Genomic DNA, 22415 nt, shown 5'->3' with positions numbered 1-22415 from the left:
GTGAACGGTCTACGACCGCGCCGAATGTGCCATCTGTCCATCTTTCGAACGATCCCAAAAAGACATAGCTAGTCTGGTGTTCAACCAAGCGCATGAACGAACCCGCCGTTCACGCCTTGATGGATCAAGAAACCGTCCGACACCGGGTCGCGTCCGAGAAACTGCCCGAGTGGGGGATCGCCCACTACGAGAACTTCCGTGAGACTGTGTTGGGAGACCGAAACGGAACTCCTTTTCCGTGTTACTTTGGCATCGACACCGAACGAAACGGCACAGCGCTGTACACCTTCTGTGCGTCGCTCACCGACAAAGACGCGCTCTTTGCACTCGGAGAAACCATCATCGAGTATCTCGATATCTACGAAGAATATAGCGAGCGAGCGCCACTCACCGTCTTCTTCAAACCATCGACGCGGACAGCTACTGAAGCCGACTATCACGAAGCCCTCTGGCACATTCTCCAGTTTCTTCACATCCACGATCCGGAACCGTGGCCCACCGACATCCCGACAGATCCGGATACCCCACACTGGGAGTTCTGTTTCGGCGGTGAGCCCATGTTTCCAACGTCGCGTGCCCCATTTTACGAGGAGCGAATGAGCCGCTACTGTTCGGTTGGTCTCGAAGTGACCTTCCAGCCACGGGGCGTCTTCCACGGCGTGACCGCCGATACCGACGCGGGCCAAACTGCTCGAACGGTCATCCAAGACCGGTTAGAAGCGTATGATGGGGTCTGCCCGCACGCGAACCTCGGCGATTGGGGGATCGAAGGCGACCGGGAGTGGCACCAGTACTTGCTTCCGGAAGATTCCGAGCAAGCACCACCGAAATGTCCACTTCGAGTCACTCGTGAGCACCCAAAAAGCTCGGTCAGCATCGGACAAGGACAATGAGATCGACGCTTCCCACCAATTCGGTGCTTCTCCTCGTCGACTTCCAACGAGGATTCGATGATCGATCGTGGGGAAAGCGCAACAACCCGTATGCAGAACACCGGGCCAGAGACCTCCTTGAGACGTGGCGAGAAACAAAACGCCCGGTTGTCCACGTCCGCCACGATTCACAAGAGGAATCGTCTCCGCTCAAGGGTGAGCAACCAGGGTTTGCTTTCAAACCAGAGCTAGCACCGAAAAATGATGAGGCTGTCTTTGTAAAGCAGGTCAACAGCGCGTTCATCGGCACGGAACTCGAATCGTGGCTGCACGAACACGAGTACGAGACGCTCATCATCGCAGGCCTGACGACGGATCACTGTGTCTCGACGACTACACGCATGGCGGAAAATCTCGGCTTTCACGCGATTGTCGTTTCCGATGCAACCGCAACGTTCGATCGAGTGGCTCCCAACGGAACTGCGATCGCTGCGGATGATAATCATCAGGCAGCACTCGCTCACCTCCGAGATGAGTTCGCCACGATCGCAGACAGTGAACAGGTGCTATCGAATCTCTCGTGAATACATAACGAGGAATAACGACGTCTCTCACCGGCTTATATGGAAATTGGTGCTACTGCTGTCGTGTGATGACTCCACAGACGTGCTCTAGCGGTTGTTGGCTGAATGAACCATTTATTCTATCGGTGCAGAGTGTCAACGGTGTTTTCTAATGACATCGGCGCGTTCGTTTCGTCCTAGTTGATCATACGCCTGTGCCTCGTATTGGAGTGATAATACTGGTATTTGCATCCCTTCGACCGAGATGATGTCGCGGTGTTCGGCGATAGCAACTGGTGATGTCCACGTTCCATCCTCACGGCGCTTCTGGACAGCTCCCATGATTTCAACGAGCGTGTCTTCCAATACGAGCTTTCCAAAGTGAGACCGAATCTGCTCCGATGATACGAACGATACTGGCTCAACCATACATTCCGTGAATTGTTCTTCGATCGAGTACGCTCCCTCTCCAGTTGTTTGAACGTCAATGTCGTTGGGAGCAAGTGGCAGGTCCTGTAACGCAAGGCTCGTGCTTCCAGTCAGTGCCCAACTCACTGACGTTCCCTTGAGTGTCGTGTAGAGCAACCGGACAGCGTCGAGGTGGTGGGAATCGAGACGTGCCATCTCTGTATGGTATGATATGGTATGGTTCTTTTCGAGTCTATTCCGATTGCTGTTCTGTTATACATCTCTCAAAAGCCCACGCCACTACTGTGTTCTGCGACATCCAACAAGAACATCACCGAGGCAGGGCCTCTATTGCGTCACTCTGCGTGTGTGGCTAGTGCTACTGCGTAAGGTGCGATACCCAAACGGCGATCAGTGCGAGGCCACCGAAAAAGAGGATGTAGCCTGCAATATTGACGAGCTCTGGCTGGGCCATTGTCTGAAGTAGGACGTACATGTTCAGGGGTTCGTCGTCGGGAGCATAAAGCGGTCTGGTTCGGATCGCTTTTCATTCGTCCGATAGTACGTGAGTGTGTGAGAAAAATCGGTGTCGTCGTGAATCCGATTGCGGGTATGGGTGGGCGCGTCGGATTGAAAGGAACCGACGATAGCGTCGAAGAAGCTCGCTCGCGGGGTGCCGAACCACGAGCGCCCCATCGGGCCCGAGCAGCCCTCGAATCGCTCTCGACACACGCATCCGACGTCCACATTGTGACTGTTGGGGGCATCATGGGTGAAGACGAAGTCCGCAGTGCCGATTTCGATTCAGCTCCGACCGTCGTCCACGAGACACCAGCAGAGACGACTGCCGAAGACACACAGAGAGCCGTCGAGGCGTTTCTCGAACACGATGTCGATCTCGTGGTGTTTGTCGGTGGCGACGGTACGGCAGCCGACGTCGCAGAGACGATCTCCCGAGCAGAGCGCGACACCCCGATACTCGGGGTGCCTGCTGGTGTGAAGATCTATTCGTCGGTGTTTGCGGTAACACCTCGTGCGGCAGGACGGATCGCCGCGACCTACGAACGCACCGAACGACGCGAGGTGAACGACATCGACGAAGCGGCATACCGCGAGGGATCGGTTCAGTCTGAACTCAAAGCAGTCGTGAACGTCCCTGTTGCCGAAGCAGTCCAATCGAACAAACAGCTCAGTGGTGGAAGCGTCGAGACCCTCGCTGCAGGGTTTGCAAGCGATGTGGAACCGGGGACGACGTACGTCCTCGGTCCGGGCAGTACACTCGGAGCGATCAAACAGCAACTCGGATTCGAAGGCTCACCGCTGGGAGTCGACGTATGGCGCACTGATTCAGATGTGTCACCAACATCGGACTCCGATGAGGGAGTAGGATCTCCTGCTGGTGAGATACTCGTGTGGGATGGAAGCGAGTCGGACATTCTCGCCGCGCTGGGTGATCGGAACGTCGTCGTCGTTTCGCCGATCGGTGGTCAAGGCTTTATTTTTGGACGCGGTAACCAGCAGCTGTCCCCTGCGGTGCTTCGCCAATCCGAGCTTGTCGTTGTCGCCTCGAACGCAAAGCTCGACGAGATTGGCGAGCTTCGCGTCGATATCGACGACCCTGATCTCGAAAGCTCGCTACGCGGCTGGCAGAAGGTTCGTGTTGGTCGGTTCGAACACCGACTTCTTCGAATCGTGTGAATTAGTATCGGTAATATATATGAATATGTACCTTCCTTTAGTATAAAACTCTATGAGGTATTCTCTGACATTGAGACATCCTTAAGGTCGTGGAGAGAGGATGTACGATATGGAGACGCGAAAGGTCCAGCGCTTGGGACCGTCCACATTAGCGATGACGTTGCCCGCAGAATGGGCAAAGGAGTACGACGTCAATAAGGGCGATGAAGTCTCTCTGCGCATGGGTGGAAAAGGAATGCTGGCGGTGATGCCCGAATCCGTCCAGCAGGAAGAATCGGAGGCTATTATCCACTCGGAGAATCTCGCTGCAGACGCTGTCGAACGTGCTATTCTTGCACAGTATGTTCTTGGTCGCCGGATCATCCAAGTCGAGACCGAAGAGAACGAAACATTGGAGAGTGAGACGATCAACGCCGTCTACAACGCCGAAACGCAGCTCATGGGGCTTGGCGTCATTGAGGAAACGCCAGAGCGTATCACGATTCGTTGTTCAGTCGATCCAGAGGACTTCACCCTTGCCGACCTGATCGAACGGCTCGAATCGACTGGCCGAACCATGCGCGACGAAGCCATCAGGTCACTTGCTCACGGAAATCCCGATCTCGCACAGCGGGCACTGAACCGCGAGCGACAAGCAAACAAGATTTTCGTCCTTCTGCTCCGTCTCATTTTCACCGCTTACCAGAATCCGAATCTGACGCAAGCGCTCGAACTCGACGACGGCTTCGCGCTCATCGGGTATCGATCGATCGCGAAAAATCTCGAACTAACCGCGGACAACGCAGAAGATATCGCCGAAATCGCACTTGATGCCGAGGGTCACATGCTCGAAGTGGATACTACGACGATGCGGCGTATCCGTGAATACACCGATCAGGTGAACGAAATCACTGAGAAAGGTGTCCTGTGTGCCGTCAACCGCGATTACGAGATGGCTCTCGATGTTAGACGGCTCTTCACTGAAATCAAAGACCGCGAAAAGGAAATCCTCAACGACATCGACGAGATGCCCAACCGCGATCTTCTTCGGATGCGGGAGGTGCTCGTGAGCCTCCAACAAACTGCACAGTATGCCGTTCGAAACGCAGAAATCGCAACGAATCTCGCACTCAACGAGGAATCTGAGTACACCACTATCAAGTGAATATCCACCGCCGGGTGATGATTCCGTGGTCACTGCTCGGACGATTGTTGGTTCGTCTCCGCTACTGTTGGATTGTCGTTGTTATTTTTTCGCTCGTAGCGGATTTTCACAGATCAGTTCGCACGTGAACTCGGCTGATTCGGCGAAGTGACGAACGAGCAAGTGTCGTCGAGAGCCAGTGATTCCCTCATACTCGACGTCAGCCGCACCGAACGTGTCTGGCAGATCGTCGAAGCAGTCCTGCACAGCTTCGAGAGAATCGAACGCGATTTGATTACCGCTTGAGGCGGCTCGTCGGCGTTCGATTACGTACCGCCCATCGACGTGTCGGACACTGGCCGTGTGGACAAACGACTGTCGTTCGGTCAGTGCGTCGTGAAGATCGACGTGTAAGCTACGAGCAACGTCGAGCGAGAGTGCGTAGCGCTCACCAGCGATCCGCAGTACAACGACGTCTTCCGTACGCTTTGCACGGGGATCCGAGAACGCGATCAGGAGCGGATGAACTCCGGGCCATGGCCCTTCCTTTGGAGGAAGAGAATAAAAACACTCGCCCTCATGATTGGAGTGCGCCGTTTTCTTACACGACGCGTTCGTAGACCGCTTCAAGCTGATCGACCGACTGTTCGACGCTGATATCCCCACGACGGTCGAGACAAGAGGAGCTGAGTGATTTGCGCTTTTCGAGGGCGCGCAAAATGGCCGTCCGGAATTCGTCGATGTCACATGGAGGGAAGTGATACCCGGTCTGCCCATCGATGATCGTATCGGCCAGTGCTCCTTGCTCGACACCAACAACGGGCGTTCCGCAGGCATTCGCTTCGAGCGCGACGAGACCTTGCGTTTCGACGGGACTCGGGAACGCGAACACATCGAGCACGGAATAAAAGGCTGGAAGATCTTCGCGGTCGAGAAATCCGAGGAACTGAACGTCAACGTTCGTCGTCTCTGCGCGTGCTTCGAGCCTCGAACGCGCTGGGCCGTCACCCGCGAAGACGACCGTCACGTCCAGTCCTGCCGTCGCATCGAGGATGTCACACAACCGCTTTTCGTAGCCGTGACGGCCAGTGTAGCCGACGAGCGGACCGTCGGGAAGGTCAAACCGATCGCGGAACTCGTCGGTGTCGGTCGGTGTGAATCGTTCGACGTCGATTCCGTTTGGAACGACCGAGATCGGTGGATTGACGCGGTCTGTGAGTCGGTCGCGCGTGTTTTCGCTCGGTGTGATGATGTGATCGGCGTGGTTGAGATACCAATTTTCGTAGGCCGTCGATACGTGGACGACATACCTCGCTATTGACCGTTCGGTGAGATATGCAGCATACTCCTCAGTCGGTGTGTGGTAGGATACGACGAGTGGTTTTTCTGTCTTCTTGTTCGCCAACCGGAGACCGCCAACACCAAGCCCGAATGGAGTGTGTGCGTGAACGATGTCGACATCGCTGACGGCGTCGGGAATTCGCGGGAATCCGATTCGAAATCCGTTGTAGAAGGGAAATGGAGCACTCGTGACGGGATATTCACCCGCTGCAGGTGTATGCTCACTCCGGGGATAGACAATATCCATCCGTCCCCCCCGGGACTCCCAGCGGTCCCGCCACGTCTTGACTGTATATGTCACTCCGTTAACCGTTGGGAGATATGTGTCCGTGAACGCAGCGACCGTCGAGCGCATCTGATCGTTTTGAAACGTGGGGATGGTTAAACGGTTGTGACTTTCTGGTACGCATCTACCAGCTTGTCCGCCACTCGGTCGAGGCTGTGGGTGGCAGCTGTCTCGCGAGCGTTCTCGCCCAGTCGCTCGCGGAGCTCTGGGTTCGATGCGAGTTCTGCGAGTGCGTCCTCGAATTCGTCCATCGTCGCGCACATGAGGCAATCCTCGCCATGCGTGTAGTACTCCTCGAAGACCGGGATGTCTCGAAGGATGACGGCTTTCCCACACGCCATCGCTTCGAGAACAACGAGTCCCTGATTCTCTACTTTCGACGGAAATAAGTAGATATCGCCGGCAGCGAACGCGCCGCGTTTATCGTCGATCCAACCGGTGAACGTTACGTTCTCTGGTGGATGCTTCGTCCACCGTCGGACGGTTGAGGAGGCCTGTGGTCCGGTGTCGTACGTCCCGAACCACGCGAATTCGTAGTCCGTTGCTTGTGCGAGCTCACAGAACGTCGTCAGTCCCTTGCGTTCGAAAACGCTTCCGACAGCGAATACAACCGTTCCGTCGAGATCGAATCGTGTCCGGTACTCCTCACGGAGGGATTCGAACCCGGAGAGTGAGTCGATATCGATTCCGTTCGTGATCGGCCGAATCGGTGCATCGATCGGATAGGATTCGAGGACTTGTTTTGTGTATTGGCTCGGACAGAGCACGAGATCTGCTTGCGAGTAGAACCACCGAAGATACCGTTCGAGGGGCTTCCCGACGGCGCTCGATCCACGAAAGCTCTCGGCGAAGTCCTCACGAGTGACGTGTGCGTGGAGAATCAGCGGAATGTCTTGACGATGGGCATACTGAGCAATAGCAACCGATGAGGGCCCAATCATGTTACAGTGTGCGAGGTCGATCGAAGCGAAAAGATCACCATTACTGTGGCTGGGCTGACTAGTATCGAGTCTGCCTCCGAGCGCGTTTTCGATCGCCCGAACGGGCGTCTCACCGTTCCACAGGGACGTACAGACCGAAACGTCCGTCTTAGCGAGTGCCGCGCGCTGATGGCTGACAGACGTTCCGATACCGCTCCGATCGAGATGAGATTCGAGTTCGAGGTGGTTGAGAACGCGCACGTCCGCAGGAACGCGATCCCGAATAAAAATGGCTATCGACTCGGAGAGCGATCAACGAACACCACTCGATCGTTGACCGAATTCTCGTACTACGATTGTTCCCTTGCTGATTTGATTACGGGACGCCGATAGCACCCAATCCGACGAAACCGAGCAGACTGAGTACATAGAGGATGGCGAACGTGACGATCCACGCGACGAATCCGATCCCTACAGCGGTCCCCCAACCGCCGGGATACTGCCAGTTGATGAAGCCAATCCACACAACGAGCGTGAGGAGCGGTCCGATGATGGGGATCCATCCGACAAAGAGAGCAACCAACGCCCAGATGATCGCTCCGACGAACGCTGTCACGATCGCTCGTCTGAAACCAGTGTCTCGGTCGATCAGCAGCCGTGCCCCAGCGTAGATTCCGACAGCACCAATGAGCAGGCTGACGACAAACACGAAGAGAGCGTTGATGAACGACCCACCCATCTGCGCGATTACGATATCAGCTGTCATCTCACAGTCCTCCCTGTCGATGTCCCGTGGTCTGTCCTGTGAGCGTTTCACGGTCGTGTTTGATTGTTAACATCATTCGAATCACGCAGACAAAGATACGCCTTTGTAGACGGTAAACCCTCGGTCAGTTCGGATACACTATAGTTCTGTTACTCATCGTTTATTTTCCAAATGCAGAATCATAACCCCATGATTGAACGAAGTAGTGACGACTGACCTTCAAAAACGCATCGCGTCAGAGCTGGCATAGCCACTGACCGACAGTATCTGTTGTACCAAACCATATCGTATTACGGGTGGTAATTCACACTTATTTTTCTGTGACACTGAGGACTTTGCCGGCGGCGATGGTCTGGCCCATGTCGCGGATGGCGAAGCTCCCGAGTTCGGGGATTTCCGAGGATGGTTCGATCGAGAGCGGTTTCTGCGGACGGATGGTGACGACAGCAGCGTCGCCGCTTTTGATGAAGTCGGGATTTTCTTCTTTGACATCACCGCTTGCGGGGTCGAGTTTGGTATCGATCGATTCGATGGTACACGCGACCTGTGCGGTGTGTGCGTGGAAGACAGGGGTGTAGCCGGCGGTGATGACGCTCGGGTGCTGCATCACGACGACCTGCGCTTGGAAGGTTTCGGCGACCGTCGGTGGCTCCTCAGCTGGGCCACAGACGTCACCGCGACGGATGTCGTCCTTGCCGATGCCGCGGACGTTGAATCCAACGTTGTCGCCCGGATTAGCCCGTGGCACCTCTTCGTGGTGCATTTCGACCGACTTGACCTCGCCTGCAGCGTCACTTGGCTGGAATGAAACCGTGGTGTTGACTTCGAGGACACCAGTTTCGACGCGTCCGACGGGGACAGTGCCGATGCCTGAGATGGTGTAGACGTCTTGGATGGGGACGCGCAGCGGCGCGTCGGTCGGTGGCTCGACCTCCGGCAGGTCGTTGAGTGCATCCAACAGCGTCGGTCCATCGTACCACGAGGTCTCGTCCGAGCGGTCCGAAATGTTGTCGCCCTCGAACGCCGAGATCGGAATGAAACTCGTATCTGCAGCAGAGAACCGAACCCGTCCGAGGAGCTGTTCCACTTCGTCTCTCACTTCTTCGAATCGATCCTCGTCGTAATCGACGAGGTCCATTTTGTTGACGGCGATGATGAGTTCGCCGATGCCGAGGGTTCGCGAGAGGAAGACGTGCTCTTGTGTCTGAGGCTGGACGCCGTCATCAGCCGCGACGACGAGCACAGCGTTGTCGGCTTGGCTCGCGCCGGTGATCATGTTCTTCACGAAGTCGCGGTGACCCGGCGTGTCCACGATCGTGAAATAATACTCGTCCGTGTCGAACTCTTGGTGGGCGATGTCAATCGTGAGCCCGCGCTCGCGTTCTTCGGCGAGATTATCCATCACGTAGGCGAACTCGAAGCCGCCTTTGCCCTTCTCTTCTGCTTCTTCACGATACTGCTCGATGACGTGCTCGGGGACGCTCCCCGTCTCGAACAGCAATCGACCGACGAGCGTACTTTTCCCGTGATCGACGTGACCGATAATCGCTAGGTTTTGGTGCGGTTTGTCTGCCATGGGTGTCTTTGTCGCAGTATCGTTCGGTTGCCTGTACAATCGTGTCAATAGGTAACTAATGGCTAAAGATGTTGTGCTGGCAGGACTACGTCGTAAATGGTGGATACCAGCCGTATCTATTCTCTGTTAGTGTACATCGGACCGAAACAACAGCTCAGACGTCGACTGTGCCAGTATGGATGATCACGAGCTGGTCGCTGCGGTCGTTCACGGAGATACGGACGTCAGAGTTGCGTTCGCCGAATCGATTTGACGGCCAAACGGACAGACAATGATCTGTTGTTATCGGATTTGTTCGTCTTGGTCACCTGTAAACTGCGCTAGCTCAGAGCGCGTGGGGAGGCCTTCGATATCTCCCGTGACGGTCGTTGCAAGCGCACCCACCGCGTTCGCTCGGTCGGTCGCACGAACGGGATCGAGTCCCTCAAGCCGTCCGGAGAGATATCCGGCAGCGAACCCATCGCCCGCGCCAACGGGATCGACGACGCGCTCGACCTCGTAGCCAGTAACGGTTTCTGCGACGGCATCACTCGCGACGAACGCACCGTCAGCCCCGAGCTTCACGACAACTTCGTCCGCACCGAGGGCCCGAAACTCCGTTGCGATGCGTTCGGGATCGTCCGTCCCGAGCAGCACCGCACCCTCTTCGATACCAGGGAGAACGACGTCGCACTCTTCGACGAGTGAAAGGAGCGTCTCGCGCATCATCGTCTCGTCCCAGAGCTTGAACCTGAGATTCGGGTCGAGCGAGACGGTGACGCCGTGCTCTTGTGCTCGTCGCGTCGCATCAAAGACCAGCTCTCGACAGGATTCGCTCAGCGCGGGAGTAATCCCCGTCAGGTGGAGATAGCGTGCGTTAGCGAGGGCTTCATCGGGGAGATCGTCGGGAGCCATTCGACTCGCTGCGGAGTCGTCCCGATAGTAGTAGACGCGACTCTCTGCGAGTTCGCGGCGTTCCTTGAACATCAGTCCTGTGGGTGCTTCGGCGTCGAACGTGACGTACTGTGTATCGACCCCCGCACCGCGAATCGTATCCCGTACGTACTGACCGTGTGGATCCGAACCGAGACGGCTTATCCACGCTGCGTCGTGATCCAAGCGTGCGAGACCGACCGCCATATTGCTCTCTGCCCCGCCAATCCGTTTTCGAAAGTCGACGACGTGGCGCATTGGACCCGACTCGTGTGGGTTCAACAGCACCATCGTCTCCCCGATCGTAAGCACGTCTATCTCATCGTTCATCGGTCTCGTGATTCACTTCGTTCCAGTTCTACTACTCATGTCACAGTAAACATTTTTGTTTGCTGGTTCTGTTGTGGGAGCACCGTGTGGATGTGAGCTGCCGTTTAAACCCACCTGTCTCTGTTAATCAGCGACCGACAGAGTGATGCTGTTGGCTGTATAATCGGTGGGTAGGACGGTTGAATCGTCGCTTCTGCTATCGACTCTCGATTAACTGATAGATTACTTCGGAACTCAGTAAATATTTTATCTGCTGGTCTGAAATCCTTTCATAATGAATACGGACGATCTTCGGCGTCAGATGGAGCAAGTTGGAGACCGGTTCGATTTCGGTGAGTATGAGATCGAAGCGTATCTCGCTGTGCTTGATCACGGTGAGCTGACGGCGAGTGAGATCGCAGACCGTACGTCCATTCCACAACCGCGCGTCTACGATACAGTGCGGAAACTGAGCGATCGGGGCGTCGTTGAGCTTCGTGAATCTCGCCCGATGCGAGTCGTCGCACTCGATCCCGAGGGGATATTCCCACAGATTCAATCATCGCTCGATGAGATGATCACGGGGCTAGCCGATCGGTATACGACCCCTTCCCGGGAAACGGAGGCTGTCTCCCTTGTCAAATCGAGACCAAGTATTCTCCGGTACTTCGAGGCCGTCATCGACAGTGCAGAATACGAACTCGTGCTCTCGCTCACACCGGAACTGCTTTCCCGCTTTGAGGAGCAGTTGGCGGCGGTGTGTGACGCCGGAACCGCCGTTGAGTTGCTCGTGACGCCCGCTTCTGCGGCACCTTCCCCGGAAGAGTACGATTACACGAACATCTCGACGATCGTACGGGCGCGGCGCGGTATCACGACGCCAGTGATGGCCGTCGCAGACGGGACACGGTCGGTGTATGCAACACAGGACGCACTCACGAGCGATACAGAACATTATGGAGTCATCTTCAATCGCTCTGCACTCGGCTTTCTCGTCTCCGGATTCTTCAATACGGTGCTGTGGACGACAGCCACCCCACTCGCAACGGACGGCCACGACCGTCCGTTCCCCCGACGATACGCGTCTATCCGTCGTTGCCTGAAGGATATCCGTGAATTGGACAGAGAGTTTTACGTGAAAGTCAAAGGACGTGATGTCGAAACTGGTGACGACCGGGACGTCACTGGTCGCATCACAAACGTTGCAGTGGAACCGACTGGTGAGGTCGCTACGCTCACCATCGACACCGACACCGGATCGGTCACCGTCGGCGGCCGCGTCGCCGCACTCGAAGATATCGAAGCCCACGAAATCCACATCGATACGACACCGTTCGGGTGAGTGAGTATGAACGTAAACGTGAACGTGAATGTACGTGTGAATGTGGGGGTGAGGTGGACTTACCACGCACTGATGTGAATACCTACCATGAATCGATACAACAGTCTCTACAGATTGTACGACGAGTTCGATGCCGAAACGCTCCGTGAGTACCAGACGGTTGTCGGTCTCTTTCCGGCACTTGGCTCGCGCGTTGCGCTTGAACTCTGGCAGGAGACCAGTGACGAACTTGATCAGCGACGCGCTGACATCCGACGGGCGTTTCCGGCTGGGGAGACGTTTGCCGACATCGCTGCCCACGCTTCCCGTGATGAGGCGTTTACGGCTCTCGATCTCAACACCAAATATGGTCGGGCGGTGAACGTCCTCGTTCTCGATGTTGATGAAACGCTTCGTTCGGCGGGACGGACGGACAACGAAATCCCTCGTGAAACGCTGTATCTTCTGACGTGCTTACACGAGGAAGGGATACCGATCGTTATCTGCACTGGTCAGACCCTAGAGAACGTCAAGGGGTTCATAACGCAAGGGTTGGGTAACGAGCTGGTCCATTCGGGGACGCTGAGTATCGTCTACGAGGCCGGCAACGGTGTATTCACTCCCGGCTACGGTGAATCAACCAAGACCCTCCTCTACGACGACCTCGACAGCGAGATACGGGCTATCTTCGATGACGTTCGATCGCGCGTGCTTTCTGAGGCAGCCGAACCGATCACGCGTGGTTGTCATCTTCAGGGGAATGAGTTCAATATCACGCTCAAGCCGAATTTCCAGACCGGGAGCGACAACGCTGTCGAGATCATCGACGACGCGCTGTGTCACCTGATCGATCTGCTTGCCGGAGCGATTGACGGTGCTGACAGCGACATGGCGCGTGCGTACTACGCTGACGCCGACCCTGAGATCTGCGGCGTGCTCGAACGGCACGGAGGAGTGCCTGAGACTGATCTCGAAGAGATTCCAACGGTGATCGAGTCCATCTTCGAGCGCATCGATATCGCCTACTACAAAGGCGATGCGGCGGAGATGGGAAGCTTAGAGCTCGATAAAGTTGCCGGGGTACAGACAGCCTTCGACGTGCTCGGTATCGACGATCCATTTGCGCTCGTGATGGGTGATTCAAAGAGCGATCTCCGGGTCATGGAGTGGGTCGAAGCAAACGATTGTGGGATCGCTGCCGCGCCAGAACACGCCTCGCGGGTCGTTTCAGAGCACGTTTTGAACACCGACGAACTCGTGTTTGGCCGCGACGGAAGCGCCTCGATGCTTCGGATCATGTACGCTCTCGATCGGCTCGCGGGACTGAATTAGCGTTTGACGACCTCTATTTCGTGTCCGTCGTTCGTTTTCGTGAACGCATAGCGGTTGTCGCAGCTCTCGGGGTCACGGTAGTCCTCGGCGCGACGGTCCATGAGTGTGTCCCATGCTTCATCGAGGTCGTCTGTGCGGACCGCGACGTGTCCCCACGCGTCGCCTATCTCGTATGAACGTCCGTCGTAGTTGTATGTCAGCTCCATCGACATCGCTTCCTCGGCCGCATCAGGTTTCATGAAGTACAGCGCGAAGTCGTCCATCTCGGAGCGACGGACCAGATCGTACTCCAGCTTGCGGGCGTACCACCCAATTGTAGCGTCAGCGTCTTCAACGCGGACCATCGTGTGATCGAGACTCCAGCGTGCACCGTGGTCGCGTTGGACGATCTCGATCTCGTGGCCGTCGGGATCTTTCACGAAGGCGTACCGCCCACCACAGGAGTCGGGATCGCGGTAGTCCTCGACACCAGCATCCATCAACTCCTCGTAGGCATCGTACACGTCGTCGACGCGTACAGCGATGTGTCCCCACGCATCACCCATCTCGTACGAGCGCCCGTCGTGGTTGTACGTCAGTTCCAACTGCGCGCTGTCCTCGTGTCGATCCTCGGGAGCGAGAAACACGTTGGTGAACGTATCAGCCTCCCACCGACCCGTCTCCTCGTAGTCGAAGTGGGTCTGATACCAATCGAGGGCGGCTTCCAAATCCTCAACGCGCATCATCACGTGATCGAGTACGGCGTTCATACCAGTTGGCACTAGTGGAGAAGGTAAAAAGATTGCTCGGCAGCACAGGGAACGACTCGATGAATAGCCGCGTTGTTTTGAATTCCGTGCTGCGATGGACTACAGGCGTTCTCTCGGATCAGCGTCCAAAATCGGTATTTACTAACCAGCAGATCATGGTATCAATATATGGACAATATTCAGATATATGATAACAGACTCGCGCATCAAATGGAAGCTGGAGACACCGTTTTGGCTGTTGTAACTGCCACCAAGCCGGATTTTTACAAACAGGCGCCCATTGTCATGGCCGCCCAGCGTCGAGGAGTTCCGTGTTTTGTTCTTCATACTGGTCAACATCACGATGATCTTTTGGGGCACGGATTAACCGAGTATGGACTCGATGAACGCATCGCAGTCGATCTCGGTATCCGGGGGGATCTCTCTCAGAAGGCAGCCGAATTGATAGCGCTGATCAAGGAGTTTTCAAACCATATATCTGATGTTTACCCAGACACAACGGTCATGCCGATCGTCCACGGTGATACGCTTGCTGCGGGTATCGTTCCCCAGGCATGGATGTTCGCAACAAACCAGCTTGTCGCACACAATGAGGCAGGCCTCCGTGGAATGTCTCCATCGTTCACAAACGAAGCCGACCCAGCAGCGTTTATCGACGATCAGTGGGAGGGTAAGTGGTCGCTTAATCGGACCGAACCGTTTCCCGAACAGTACGACACGTTCATTGGATCTGCAGCCTCTCTCTACCAGTTTGCACCAACTGAACTGAATCGTGAGCATCTCGTTCGTGAAGGCTATCCTGCTGAGGTTGCCGGCCGTACTCGAATACCGGTCGTCGGAAATTCCGTGGTCGATACGATCGCTATGAAGGCTGATGAGAATCTGTCCGAATCGGTATTTGATGTCTTTCCAGTGTTGGAGGCTCGGGACGACTGGATTCGGGTTGACATTCACCGTCGAGCGAACTTACTCCCCGACCGGTTTCGTTCCATCATCGACTGTGTTGTTCGCCTCGTGAAAACTGGATACAACGTCGCATTCGTCGAACTCACGGCAACTCGAGCTGCGCTCGAAAACTACGGTCTCCGTGATCGACTCGTCGGTCTTGCCGACGATCGTGAGAACTTCTTGTTCACACCGCTTTGGCAAAAGCACGCTCACGTGTATGAGTTCCTACGGTCCGGGCAGTGCTTCGCTGAGTTGACGGACTCTGGGAGTATGCAAGAGGAGCTAAACCACATTGATGAGACTTTCTGTCTCACCGTGCGATACAACACCGATCGTCCAGAGACGGTGTTCGATGCACAGACGAATCTGCTTGTACCACCGACGTCCGGTGAGGCCATGTACGATCTGCTGACTCATGTATACGAATCCGATTCAATCCGTCAACGCATGTCCGATGGTCCATCTCTCTACGGAGAGAACGTCGGGGATTCGATCGTGGAGTTCCTGATGGAACACCGCGACGAGAATCCGTTCGATTGGGCACACGAACGGTTGGGTTTTGAAGCGAATACGCAGCGCTTCGAGTATCTGTGAAGATCACGTTTTTAGACGCCAAAGAAACGCAACGCGATACGTCCACTTATCCTGACGATGCTCGCACCATCGGCCAGTAGCACCACCACGCGGCGGCGAGCATCAGAACGATTCCAACAGGAATCGCTGTGTAGCCAAATCGTTGCGAGAGTCCGAAAACGAATGGGAGCTGTCCGACGGCGGTAAGCGCTAGAAATCCTCCCGTCAGCCGGGGATCCTCACGTCCGAACACGCCACCGATGGCGCTCACGAGCGTTCCGGCGTACAGGAACACGCTGAGCGGCCACGCTTCGATAAACGGCGCGACCCGCCCACCAGAAAGACGGAGATACTCGGGCAGTGTGAGGAGACGCCACGATTGTGCGTCAATCAACCCGAATGGGAGGACGAGCGTCACGGTTCCGGATACCGTCACGACTGTCCACGGAATGAGACCGAGGAGCAAAACGATCAGTAATCGTCGTTTCGCCGTCGTGCTCATCGACGGACGGTGAGCCGGAGCACGTCTTCGTCCGCGAGCTCGTGATCCAACCCGACTTGTTGTTCGTCGTGTTTCGCACTCGGTCCAGTGACCCGTGCAAAGCGGAATCGCTCGCGGAAATCGCCACCAAGTTTCTTGCAGGCGTCTTCGACGGTGTCACCCTCTCGGAGAATGAGCGGCTCCTCGTAGTCGACGCCCCGGCCGGGCTTGTCCATGTAAATGCGGATGAGTCCGATCGCGTTCTGAATCGATTCCTTCAGGCTCTCCAGTCCTTTCTCCTCATGAGCACTGATGAACACGGCCTGCTCAGGGTCGATGTCGTGCTCGCGCAGCTGTTCGTTTACGGTTTCGAGATAGTCATGGTCGATGAGGTCGGCTTTGTTGACAGTGACAATCGATGGAAGATAAATTCGGTTGTGCATCAGCCCATCGATGAGCTGATCAACACTGATGGGCTCGCGGATCGTCACATCCGCGTTCACGTAGCCGTGTTCTCTGAGGACCTCTGCGATCGTCGCATCTTCGAGTCCAACATCACCGTTGGTGGTCACTTTAATTCCACCTTTGTGCTTTTTTGTGACGTTCATGCTCGGTGGCCGCGTGTCGAGCCGGATCTTGTTGTGGTATAGCTCCTCACGCAGACGCTCGTACTGTTCGATCTCGAACACCGACAGAACGAACAGCACGACATCAGCAGTTCGAACAACCGAGAGCACTTCTCTGCCACCGCCACGCCCACCCGCTGCCCCCTCGATGAGCCCGGGAACGTCGAGCAACTGAATGTTCGCTCCGTTGTATTCGAGTATTCCAGGATTGACATCCAGCGTTGTGAACTCGTACGCAGCGGTCTCGCTCTCTGCATTCGTCAGTGCATTGAGGAGCGTTGACTTTCCAACACTCGGAAATCCGACGAGTGCTACCGTCGCATCCCCAGTTTTCTCGACCGCATACCCCTGACCACCTCCCGCTGATGAACGGTTTTCAAGTGTTTCTTTTTTCTGTGCGAGCTTTGCTTTCAAGCGACCGATGTGGGCCTCAGTAGACTTGTTGTACGGAGTACTGGCTATCTCTTCTTCAATCTCATCGATTTCCTCCTCAAGACCCATTGGATGCTCGTCGGAGATGGGTGACGAAAAAAGTGTCCGTTGAAAGCGACCCGCGTCACTCACTATCAGATTATTGTCTGTGGCTGTCGTGATGGTACTACTGACGTACTCGACGAACAGACTCTGTGACAAAACGAAGACCGATGAATCATGCGATGACGTCCTCTCGAACGAAGCAGTATCGATCAGAAAAGTGGAACACGAATGTCTCAGCCGACTTTCTTCGATGTATTTTTACTATACAAATCCATACTAGTGATGTCATCTATTAATAAGGTTGGAGAAATACACACACAGAATCACACCTAGATTAGATCGAGTATTTTTCGAAAGATTCACCTTGAAGGCAACAGAATCATCGTACAGGTGACTAAAACACCCCGTGATGAATACATACTTGGAGGATGTGTGTTGTAGTATTCAAAAAATGTTGGTGGGACGAGAATATGATAAACATAGATAGATTCCGCGACAGTACACAGATCATCTTGCCCACGGAAGCGTTGGCCGGTCTCCGAGCGGATCTGAAACGAGAATTCATGCTCTCGTTCGTCGAAGAAGAGACGAAAACCCGCATTATTGGGAGCCCCGTCGAAATCAAAGAGGCGAGCAATTGGCTCACGCGACACGGCGTGACAGTTGCGTGAATCGGATTTTCCCGCTCGCCTATCTTATTGTACGTACACGTTGCTAAGTTATTATCAGATAAAATATACTCTCCGCCAGTGTCGAATCCATCCAGAGACAATCAAACGCTTTGACAGCGTCCCGGTCGGTCGATCGTGGGACCAGCACACTCGCTACGGTCGATACGATAACGCTTAAACCGACGAAGGCGGTGATTCAGGATATGGCTGGAACGATTGAGGTACTCGTCTCTGGCGGACAGGCTACTCCTGGTTCGCCGCTTGGGCCTGAACTCGGCCCGACACCGGTAGATGTGCAGGCGGTCGTCAACGCTATCAATGAACAGACAGCTGCGTTCGACGGCACAGAAGTCCCCGTCACCATCTCCTATGAGGACGACGGAAGCTTCGAGATTGAAGTGGGTGTCCCGCCAACGGCGGCACTCATTAAAGACGAACTCGGTTTCGAGACCGGAAGTGGTCGGCCGAATACAGAGTTTGTCGCAGATATGTCTATCGACCAACTAAAACAGGTCGCAGAGCAGAAACAATCTGATCTTCTCGCTTATGACACCAAGAACGCAGCAAAAGAGGTCGCAGGCACGTGTGTTTCACTTGGCGTCACTGTCGAAGGTGAGAACGCTCGAACGTTCAAAGAGCGCATTGACGCGGGCGACTACGACGACTATTTCGAGACAGCAGCGTAGCCCCCATTTCGAGTCGAGCGTTCGCATTCCAGCGCTGAGAAACGGAGAGAGGGACGAGACTAGCGTTCCTACTGTCGGCGCTTCTGCGAGATGAGAATCATTGCTGGTCACGGTCATTATCATGATCATGATCACGATCGGGGGCGTCCGATTGTTGAGGTTCAGAGAGACATTGGTGGTACTGAGGACGCTACTTCGACGTGCTTAAGTTTGTGATGCTAGTGAGTAGAGACGAGGCAGGTTTAGCGCCTGTTTCACGCCGTAGCAGCCACTGGCGTACTACGGAGGTGAACAATGGCAAATCAGGAAATAGAGGATATAGTCTCTCGCGCACTTGATGAGGCACCGCCACGGAATTTCTCCGAGACGGTCGATATCGCCATCAACCTGCGCGATTTGGATCTCAATGACCCTAATAACCGCGTCGATGAAGGCATCGTCCTTCCGAGCGGAACGGGGCAAGACACACGTATCGTCGTATTCGCCGAGGGTGAGACAGCCCTTCGCGCAGAAGAAGTTGCCGACGAGGTACTCGACAGTGACGCGCTGTCGGACCTCGGTGACGACAACAACGCTGCGAAGGATCTCGCAAGCGAGACGGACTTCTTCGTCGCAGAAGCGGGTATGATGCAGGACATCGGTCGTTACCTCGGGACCGTACTCGGTCCGCGGGGCAAGATGCCGACACCCCTACAGCCCGATGATGATGTTGTCGAAGTTGTTAACAGGATGAAAAACACTGTGCAGCTTCGAAGCGGCGAACGGCGTACGTTTCACACTCGCGTCGGCTCGGCCGAGATGTCGGCTGAGGATATCGCCGACAACATCGATGTCATCATCCGTCGTCTTGAGGCCAATCTGGAAAAGGGGCCGCTCAACATCGACTCGATCTACGTAAAGACAACGATGGGCCCAACGATGGAGGTCGTCTAAGATGTCTGCCGGAACTGATCTCGAACGCAAGACTGAGGTCATTCCCGAGTGGAAACGCGAGGAGGTCGATGCACTCGTAGAGCTTTTAGAGCAGTACGAGAGCGTCGGTATCGTGAATATCGCGGGCATCCCGAGCAAGCAGCTACAGGAGATGCGTCGTGATCTACACGGCAATGCTGAACTCCGCGTGAGCCGAAATACGCTCATTGCCCGCTCGCTCGAAAACGCAGAAGGTGGGCTCGATGAGCTAACTGACCTCGTGACCGGTCAGATCGGCATTATCGGAACGGATGACAATCCGTTCGGTCTGTACAAGGAACTCGAAGCATCGAAAACGCCTGCACCAATCAATCCAGGCGAGGTCGCACCGAACGAAATCGTTATCGCTGAGGGAGATACGGGAATCGATCCCGGTCCTTTCGTGGGAGAGCTACAGCAGGTCGGCGCGAACGCGCGCATCGAGGACGGCTCGATCCGTGTTCTCGAAGATTCTCAAGTGCTTGATGCTGGCGAGGAAGTGGACGCACAGCTCGCCAACGTGTTGAGCGAACTCGGAATCGAGCCAAAGGAGGTCGGACTCGACCTTCGTGGTGTCTATTCCGAAGGCGTATTCTTCGACCCAGAAGAGCTCGCCATCGATATCGAGCAGTACCGGACGGACATCCAGTCCGCCGCGGCTGCCGGACGGAATCTCTCGATCAACGCTGTCTACCCGACGACGCAAACCGCCGACGGGTTGCTCTCGAAGGCGAGCACCGAGGCTCGCAGTCTCGGTCTGTTCGCAGCAATCGAAAGCCCCGATATCGCAGACGATCTCGTCAGCAAGGCCGACGCGCAAATGCGCGCGCTTGCAGCGGTCATCGACGACGACGAGGCACTGCCGGAAGAGTTGCGCGGCGTCGAAGTAGCGCCTGCGCCCACTGAATCCGAATCGTCCGACGATGACGATGACTCGGTAGACGAACAGGAAACCGAGACCGAAGACGTCGACGATGACGATGACGACGACGATGGCGCCGAGGGTCTCGGCGCGATGTTCGGATAATGGAATTGATCGAATCACAAACCAAAGCTAAACCAAACGAAATATCATGGAGTACATTTACGCAGCACTCATCCTGAACGAAACGGACGAAGAGATCACTGAAGACAACGTTACCAGCGTTCTTGAGACCGCTGGTGCTGACATCGAAGAATCTCGTGTGAAGGCACTCATCGCCGCACTCGACGATGTTGACATCGAGGAAGCCGTCGAGCAGGCGGCTGCTGTTCCCGCGGGAGGGGCAGGCGGTGCGGCCGCAGAGCCAGCAGACGAGACTGAGGAAGTCGAAGAAGAAGACGAAGCCGAAGAAGCTGAAGCCGAAGAAGAAGACGAAGAGGACGACGAGGCAGACGGTGAGGGTCTCGGTCAGCTGTTCGGTTAATCGGAGCTGGAACGCGACGACTACGATTTTCCGATTTTATTGAACATCACCAGTACCACTTGGTATGGTGGGAAATAGCATCAATTGAATTATAGTAGTTCTACGAAGGTTTAGGTTAGATACCGCATCCACCCGTACGTGATGGCATTCAGTGCTCACGTCGTATTCGCCCCCGATCGGACGGTAGCGGTGTTCGCGTTCGTGCTTGCTGGTGTCGTACTCGGTACTGTGAGTGGTCTCATTCCGGGGATTCACGCGAACAACATGGCGTTCGTGCTGGCTGCGGTTGCTCCCTCGATTCCTGGTCCACCGACGCTCGTTGGTTCGGCGATGCTCGCTGCCGGTGTCGTCCATACATTTCTCGACATTATTCCCGCACTCGCACTCGGTGTACCCGATCCGGCGATGGCTGCGAGCGCACTGCCTGGTCATCGCCTCGTCCTTGAGGGACGCGGTGGCGAGGCGCTCCGACTATCCGCGCTTGGAAGTGGACTCGCGATTGTCCTTGCCGTGCCACTTTCGATTCCCGTCACAGAGGCGATGGTGACCGTATATCCTACGATCAGTGCTCATCTCTCGATCGTTCTCGGCTCAGCAGCGTTGCTGTTGATCTGGACGGAATCGACCCAGCGTGGGCGGGTCGGTGGTGTTGTTGCGTTCGCGTCGAGCACCGGACTCGGTCTCCTGACACTTGATCTCTCGGTGCAGGCGCCGCTCGACGTCGGTAGTATGCTTACACCGCTCTTCACTGGGTTGTTCGGAGCCCCTGTCCTCCTTGAAGCCATGGGGGGAAATGGTGTTCCCGAACAGGTTGGAGACGAAATAACGCTCTCTCGTCGGATCGTTGGTGGACTTGGTACGATCGGAACGGTCTGTGGCGCAGTTGTCGGATACATCCCCGGCGTGTCGAGTGCGATTGCAGCGACGCTCGCACTGGTCGCCGTTCCCGGTCGGTACGGTGGCCGTGGATTTATTGTCGCCACCAGCGGTGTCAACACCGCAAACACTGTTTTCGCTCTCTTCGCTTTGGTTGCTCTGGGTTCACCGAGAACTGGCGTGCTGGTTGCACTCGAACGAGCAAACGTTCCACTCGATTTACCGATCTTGCTCGTCGCCGTCGGATTTGCCGCCGTTGCTGGCTTTTCATTCGTACTCCTGATCGGGGATGCGTATCTCAGTGTCATCGGATCCGTCGGGTACACGAAGCTCTCGATCTGTGTTTTCGCGCTGTTGTGCGTCGTCTCGTATCTTTTCGCTGGGCTGCTCGGTGTCGGGGTCTTCGCCGCAAGCACTGTCGTTGGACTCGTTCCCGCACGGTTCGGCGCACAACGCGCGCATCTCATGGGAGTGCTGATGGGACCGCTGATAGTTGGTGGATACGTATGACAATTTGGAAATGTGAACTGTCGCTTTCTCCGCA

The 22415-nt window shown here is 55.6% G+C and carries 23 protein-coding genes; 13 read left to right on the top strand and 10 right to left on the bottom strand.

The features are described from left to right. The first annotated feature begins 92 nt into the window (after positions 1-92). Both MW898_RS13940 and MW898_RS13935 read left to right on the top strand, forming a co-directional pair. Positions 93-893 (top strand): YqcI/YcgG family protein, encoded by an 801-nt coding sequence (locus MW898_RS13940; RefSeq protein ID WP_248908272.1) that lies wholly within the window; start codon positions 93-95, stop codon positions 891-893. Then, a complete protein-coding gene (locus MW898_RS13935; RefSeq protein ID WP_248908270.1) occupies positions 890-1456 on the top strand; it encodes a cysteine hydrolase family protein in 567 nt (188 codons plus the stop codon). The genes MW898_RS13940 and MW898_RS13935 overlap by 4 nt, the downstream gene beginning before the upstream one ends. 135 nt (positions 1457-1591) lie before the next feature. Here the strand turns inward: MW898_RS13935 and MW898_RS13930 are convergent, their stop codons facing one another. Next, the gene (locus MW898_RS13930) at positions 1592-2059 is read right to left on the bottom strand and encodes a nucleotidyltransferase domain-containing protein (RefSeq protein ID WP_248908267.1); all 468 of its coding nucleotides are present in this window, start codon (positions 2057-2059) and stop codon (positions 1592-1594) included. Positions 2060-2416: 357 nt separating this feature from the next. On the opposite strand from MW898_RS13930, the gene MW898_RS13925 reads away from it, so the two are divergent. Both MW898_RS13925 and MW898_RS13920 read left to right on the top strand, forming a co-directional pair. Next, positions 2417-3541 carry an ATP-NAD kinase family protein gene (locus MW898_RS13925; protein ID WP_248908266.1) on the top strand — a complete coding sequence of 375 codons (1125 nt, stop codon included), beginning with the start codon at positions 2417-2419 and terminating at the stop codon, positions 3539-3541. A 109-nt stretch (positions 3542-3650) separates the two neighbouring features. Then, entirely contained in the window at positions 3651-4685 is a 1035-nt protein-coding gene (locus tag MW898_RS13920; RefSeq protein ID WP_248908261.1) for a phosphate signaling complex PhoU family protein, read from the top strand. Between the two features lie 81 nt (positions 4686-4766). Here MW898_RS13920 and MW898_RS13915 read toward each other — a convergent pair whose 3' ends face one another. The 6 genes from MW898_RS13915 to MW898_RS13890 all read right to left on the bottom strand — a co-directional run bounded on the left by MW898_RS13915 (position 4767) and on the right by MW898_RS13890 (position 10795). Continuing rightward, positions 4767-5294 (bottom strand): DUF7528 family protein, encoded by a 528-nt coding sequence (locus tag MW898_RS13915; RefSeq protein WP_248908259.1) that lies wholly within the window; start codon positions 5292-5294, stop codon positions 4767-4769. Further along, positions 5266-6360 carry a glycosyltransferase gene (locus tag MW898_RS13910; RefSeq protein WP_248908257.1) on the bottom strand — a complete coding sequence of 365 codons (1095 nt, stop codon included), beginning with the start codon at positions 6358-6360 and terminating at the stop codon, positions 5266-5268. The genes MW898_RS13915 and MW898_RS13910 overlap by 29 nt, the downstream gene beginning before the upstream one ends. A 26-nt stretch (positions 6361-6386) precedes the next feature. Then, positions 6387-7472, bottom strand: a complete 1086-nt coding sequence (locus MW898_RS13905; protein WP_248908254.1) for a glycosyltransferase family 4 protein — start codon at positions 7470-7472, stop codon at positions 6387-6389. A 115-nt stretch (positions 7473-7587) separates the two neighbouring features. Beyond that, a complete protein-coding gene (locus MW898_RS13900; protein WP_248908252.1) occupies positions 7588-7977 on the bottom strand; it encodes a hypothetical protein in 390 nt (129 codons plus the stop codon). Between the two features lie 310 nt (positions 7978-8287). Further along, a complete protein-coding gene (gene tuf, locus MW898_RS13895; protein ID WP_248908251.1) occupies positions 8288-9553 on the bottom strand; it encodes a translation elongation factor EF-1 subunit alpha in 1266 nt (421 codons plus the stop codon). Positions 9554-9835: 282 nt separating this feature from the next. After that, positions 9836-10795, bottom strand: a complete 960-nt coding sequence (locus MW898_RS13890; protein WP_248908250.1) for a sugar kinase — start codon at positions 10793-10795, stop codon at positions 9836-9838. 274 nt (positions 10796-11069) lie between these two features. On the opposite strand from MW898_RS13890, the gene trmB reads away from it, so the two are divergent. After that, positions 11070-12116, top strand: a complete 1047-nt coding sequence (trmB, locus tag MW898_RS13885) for an HTH-type sugar sensing transcriptional regulator TrmB (RefSeq protein WP_248908249.1) — start codon at positions 11070-11072, stop codon at positions 12114-12116. An 87-nt stretch (positions 12117-12203) separates the two neighbouring features. Further along, positions 12204-13427, top strand: coding sequence for an HAD family hydrolase (locus MW898_RS13880; protein WP_248908248.1), 1224 nt, complete (start codon positions 12204-12206; stop codon positions 13425-13427). Here MW898_RS13880 and MW898_RS13875 read toward each other — a convergent pair. Further along, positions 13424-14176 (bottom strand): VOC family protein, encoded by a 753-nt coding sequence (locus MW898_RS13875; protein WP_248908246.1) that lies wholly within the window; start codon positions 14174-14176, stop codon positions 13424-13426. The two genes, MW898_RS13880 and MW898_RS13875, sit on opposite strands and share 4 nt — an antisense overlap. A gap of 168 nt (positions 14177-14344) precedes the next feature. On the opposite strand from MW898_RS13875, the gene MW898_RS13870 reads away from it, so the two are divergent. Continuing rightward, on the top strand, positions 14345-15718 hold the full coding sequence (locus MW898_RS13870; RefSeq protein WP_248908245.1) for a UDP-N-acetylglucosamine 2-epimerase: 1374 nt from the start codon (positions 14345-14347) through the stop codon (positions 15716-15718). A gap of 46 nt (positions 15719-15764) precedes the next feature. On the opposite strand, the gene MW898_RS13865 is transcribed toward MW898_RS13870, so the two are convergent. Further along, positions 15765-16199 (bottom strand): TIGR04206 family protein, encoded by a 435-nt coding sequence (locus tag MW898_RS13865; RefSeq protein ID WP_248908244.1) that lies wholly within the window; start codon positions 16197-16199, stop codon positions 15765-15767. Continuing rightward, on the bottom strand, positions 16196-17305 hold the full coding sequence (locus MW898_RS13860; RefSeq protein WP_248909774.1) for an OBG GTPase family GTP-binding protein: 1110 nt from the start codon (positions 17303-17305) through the stop codon (positions 16196-16198). Before MW898_RS13860 ends, MW898_RS13865 begins: the two co-directional genes overlap by 4 nt. Before the next feature lie 446 nt (positions 17306-17751). Between MW898_RS13860 and MW898_RS13855 the strand changes: the two genes are divergently transcribed. From MW898_RS13855 to MW898_RS13830, 6 genes are all read left to right on the top strand, one after another. Continuing rightward, a complete protein-coding gene (locus MW898_RS13855) occupies positions 17752-17952 on the top strand; it encodes a VNG_1110C family protein (protein WP_248908243.1) in 201 nt (66 codons plus the stop codon). A gap of 203 nt (positions 17953-18155) precedes the next feature. After that, positions 18156-18638, top strand: a complete 483-nt coding sequence (locus tag MW898_RS13850) for a 50S ribosomal protein L11 (protein WP_248909773.1) — start codon at positions 18156-18158, stop codon at positions 18636-18638. A 294-nt stretch (positions 18639-18932) separates the two neighbouring features. After that, positions 18933-19571 carry a 50S ribosomal protein L1 gene (locus MW898_RS13845; protein ID WP_248908242.1) on the top strand — a complete coding sequence of 213 codons (639 nt, stop codon included), beginning with the start codon at positions 18933-18935 and terminating at the stop codon, positions 19569-19571. A 1-nt stretch (position 19572) separates the two neighbouring features. Next, positions 19573-20616, top strand: a complete 1044-nt coding sequence (locus MW898_RS13840) for a 50S ribosomal protein L10 (RefSeq protein ID WP_248908241.1) — start codon at positions 19573-19575, stop codon at positions 20614-20616. A 46-nt stretch (positions 20617-20662) separates the two neighbouring features. Then, the gene (gene rpl12p, locus MW898_RS13835) at positions 20663-20995 is read left to right on the top strand and encodes a 50S ribosomal protein P1 (RefSeq protein ID WP_248908240.1); all 333 of its coding nucleotides are present in this window, start codon (positions 20663-20665) and stop codon (positions 20993-20995) included. Positions 20996-21136: 141 nt separating this feature from the next. Next, positions 21137-22381: a tripartite tricarboxylate transporter permease gene (locus MW898_RS13830; protein WP_248908239.1), complete on the top strand. Its 1245-nt coding sequence runs from the start codon at positions 21137-21139 to the stop codon at positions 22379-22381. Positions 22382-22415 lie beyond the last annotated feature (34 nt).

Source organism: Halocatena marina (genome assembly GCF_023276375.1).
GTDB classification, from domain to species: domain Archaea; phylum Halobacteriota; class Halobacteria; order Halobacteriales; family Haloarculaceae; genus Halocatena; species Halocatena marina.
This window is presented reverse-complemented; position numbering and strand designations above follow the sequence as displayed.

Coding starts and splice junctions, on each gene's coding strand:
- MW898_RS13940 (WP_248908272.1), top strand. CDS start 93: ATGAACGAACCCGCCGTTCACGCCTTGATGGATCAAGAAACCGTCCGA.
- MW898_RS13935 (WP_248908270.1), top strand. CDS start 890: ATGAGATCGACGCTTCCCACCAATTCGGTGCTTCTCCTCGTCGACTTC.
- MW898_RS13930 (WP_248908267.1), bottom strand. CDS start 2,059: ATGGCACGTCTCGATTCCCACCACCTCGACGCTGTCCGGTTGCTCTAC.
- MW898_RS13920 (WP_248908261.1), top strand. CDS start 3,651: ATGGAGACGCGAAAGGTCCAGCGCTTGGGACCGTCCACATTAGCGATG.
- MW898_RS13910 (WP_248908257.1), bottom strand. CDS start 6,360: ATGCGCTCGACGGTCGCTGCGTTCACGGACACATATCTCCCAACGGTT.
- MW898_RS13900 (WP_248908252.1), bottom strand. CDS start 7,977: ATGACAGCTGATATCGTAATCGCGCAGATGGGTGGGTCGTTCATCAAC.
- tuf (WP_248908251.1), bottom strand. CDS start 9,553: ATGGCAGACAAACCGCACCAAAACCTAGCGATTATCGGTCACGTCGAT.
- MW898_RS13890 (WP_248908250.1), bottom strand. CDS start 10,795: ATGAACGATGAGATAGACGTGCTTACGATCGGGGAGACGATGGTGCTG.
- trmB (WP_248908249.1), top strand. CDS start 11,070: ATGAATACGGACGATCTTCGGCGTCAGATGGAGCAAGTTGGAGACCGG.
- MW898_RS13880 (WP_248908248.1), top strand. CDS start 12,204: ATGAATCGATACAACAGTCTCTACAGATTGTACGACGAGTTCGATGCC.
- MW898_RS13875 (WP_248908246.1), bottom strand. CDS start 14,176: ATGAACGCCGTACTCGATCACGTGATGATGCGCGTTGAGGATTTGGAA.
- MW898_RS13870 (WP_248908245.1), top strand. CDS start 14,345: ATGGACAATATTCAGATATATGATAACAGACTCGCGCATCAAATGGAA.
- MW898_RS13865 (WP_248908244.1), bottom strand. CDS start 16,199: ATGAGCACGACGGCGAAACGACGATTACTGATCGTTTTGCTCCTCGGT.
- MW898_RS13860 (WP_248909774.1), bottom strand. CDS start 17,305: ATGGGTCTTGAGGAGGAAATCGATGAGATTGAAGAAGAGATAGCCAGT.
- MW898_RS13855 (WP_248908243.1), top strand. CDS start 17,752: ATGATAAACATAGATAGATTCCGCGACAGTACACAGATCATCTTGCCC.
- MW898_RS13850 (WP_248909773.1), top strand. CDS start 18,156: ATGGCTGGAACGATTGAGGTACTCGTCTCTGGCGGACAGGCTACTCCT.
- MW898_RS13845 (WP_248908242.1), top strand. CDS start 18,933: ATGGCAAATCAGGAAATAGAGGATATAGTCTCTCGCGCACTTGATGAG.
- MW898_RS13840 (WP_248908241.1), top strand. CDS start 19,573: ATGTCTGCCGGAACTGATCTCGAACGCAAGACTGAGGTCATTCCCGAG.
- rpl12p (WP_248908240.1), top strand. CDS start 20,663: ATGGAGTACATTTACGCAGCACTCATCCTGAACGAAACGGACGAAGAG.
- MW898_RS13830 (WP_248908239.1), top strand. CDS start 21,137: ATGGCATTCAGTGCTCACGTCGTATTCGCCCCCGATCGGACGGTAGCG.